General features: G+C 41.2%; 1 protein-coding gene. It reads right to left on the reverse strand.

Features of this window, described 5'->3' with window-relative positions:
• Positions 1 to 121 precede the first annotated feature (121 nt).
• Positions 122 to 2,438: death domain-containing protein (locus KDK19_RS03215; protein WP_257291324.1), on the reverse strand; the 2,317-nt coding region annotated here is incomplete at its 5' end.

The raw sequence follows: 2,438 nt of genomic DNA on the forward strand, positions 1-2,438 counted from the left end.
ATTTTATTGATAAAGCATTAAAATAGACCTTAAATTTGAAAATGTTTTATTTTTTCTATCCCAGATTTGGGGCACTGACCGCGACTCCGCCAGCTTGCCCTGGAAACCGGACTTATAGTTTTCAAAATTTATGACGCTTATTTAAATCGTACATAAGATCCCATCGTCCGATTTCTGAAAAAACCTCCAATAAGTCATCGTAGGTAATCTGACCTTTTATTTTTTTCCATTCTTCCATCATTGCCCTTACCTTACTTTCAAGCCCAGCGTTACCAGCATCAATATCTCTTATATGAGTTTCATTAAGAACACCGGTCTTTTTGGCAATTTTTTGCCAATCAACGCCTACTTTAGAACCAATATTCAGGAGTTCCTCTTGCGTTACGATAGAGTCCAAAGTTACAGACTGTGGTTTTTTTTCGAACCATGGGGAAAAATCCAAGCCTGGTTTAGAACAAGCTTCCAGCATTTTCACTGTATCAGAGTCCAAAGCTAAAGGCCGTGACCTGCTTATTTCTGATTGCTGGCACTGTGGATCTACGGCCGCGTGTGCAACGGCTTGTGTTAACTGAACAGGTTCAGGATCCGATAGTTCATCAGCCGGTTGATCTGATAGCTCATCAGATGGTTGCTCCGATAACTCATCAAACGGTTGATCCGATAGCTCATCAAATAGCTCCTTAGGAGCAATACCAAAGATCAAAAACATGCTATGTATAAATTTGTCTTTTTCTTCTGCTCCCTTGTTTTCCAGAAACTTAACAAGCTGTTCACGGGCTTTTAAGGTGAAGGTTCTTAAAAGCTGAAGTTGCTCACTGGGTACATCTTTCGCAAAACGAACATTTTTAGAGAACAGATCATTTAAACGCTGTCCGTGCATTGACCTTATAACAGCAAGAGCAGTGAGTATAGCTTCAATATCATGAAAATCTAAAAATTGATTGGCAGTAATATTAAATGCCAGAGCATGAAGTGATTGACTATTGACTCCAATTAAAAAACGTCTGTTATGTGGAGTAATAAAAGAACATTCACCACTACCAGGCCTCTCACTGCCCCACGTAAGAATTTCTAATAACTCCTCACGATCAATGTACGGATTCGGAATACCAAAACCATACTTAGCATTAACATTTCTGGCGAATTGATTTAACATTATTATTGTCAAAAATTTTGACGGGAATATTTCATCTTTTAGCCACCAACTCGTTTCTTTAAATGTCTGAAAAATATAATTAATCAACATTACTTTCTGTTGGCGACTTAATCCTGAATAAAGAACATGCCCCGGGTCATCAGAAGCCAGGAGGTTGTTACTCGTTAAAATGCTCAACAAATCGTTTCTGAATTTTTTAAAACCGGTTTCGTTCTCAAACTCATGCCTGTGATGAGCAAGTGCTTTAACAATTCTTTTCACCTCAACGTAATCTTCAATTCCCTGGGACTTTGCCAATTCACCAACTTCTGAAATAAGGTGGTAAAGAGACATACTGCCGTTTAAAAATTTAACCCATTTCAGATAAAACTCACTTAGCGTATTTTTATTTGACATAAAACTTTGAGTTAAAAGTCTATAAAGCGCTGGAAAGTTATAGTAATCATTATTGCGAAAACAATCTCCTCTGTGCCTTTCATTTGAATCCAAAGTTTTGAACCATTCAAATACACGGATTGCTAAAGAATCAGCCCCTTCTGTGCCTGACTCAAGTAGTTCCCTTTCTTGTTCAGTCAGTTCCTGCTCAATTAGACCGACTTCACGAGCCAGACATTCTCTGCATTTATCGAAGCCGAGTACAGCAGGTTTATTACAAATCCGGCATGACCCTCTGTTTGGTGACCCACCTGACCCATCATCTCCCCCACCCTCTCTTCCACCACCGCTGCCTTGATTTTGACGACCAGAGCCTTGTTGAAACTGAGTATTCGCTGGCGAGGTATTATCAGTGTCGCCCATTTGATTTCCAGCCTGACCGCTTTCTGTGGAATAGCCGTTCCCTGCGGTGACCAAGCCCGGAATAACAGACACGCTGCGTATTTGTTTGGGACTTAAAATGAACCCTTCCTGTGTATGACGACGGTAGTCTTCTGTTGGTAGCGGTTGTGCCGGGTTACTGTTCAGGTAATGATCAACGACAGCTTCCGGATTATAGGGGTTTCTGGACAATGCCAGAAAAAGCCCTGAATTTCTTTCAAGATTCGCAGCTCTTATTTTATTCCAAAGTTCCTGCGAAATAACGATGTCCTGCTCATTCCAGCCCTGCTTGATGTTGAGCACAATCTGGGTATCCCAAATCTGTTTTTTGACGGTCCGACCATCAATGCCAGGCAGCAGGATGAAGCTGCTGACCAGCTCGCTCATCCATTCAAAGGAGTAAAAGGGGCGCATTCCGCCGCCCGGCCTTTTCTTGAATAAATCGTCTAAATCATCGCCACTGCCA

This window comes from Endozoicomonas sp. ONNA1 (assembly GCF_024606325.1).
Taxonomy (GTDB): Bacteria; Pseudomonadota; Gammaproteobacteria; order Pseudomonadales; family Endozoicomonadaceae; genus Endozoicomonas_A.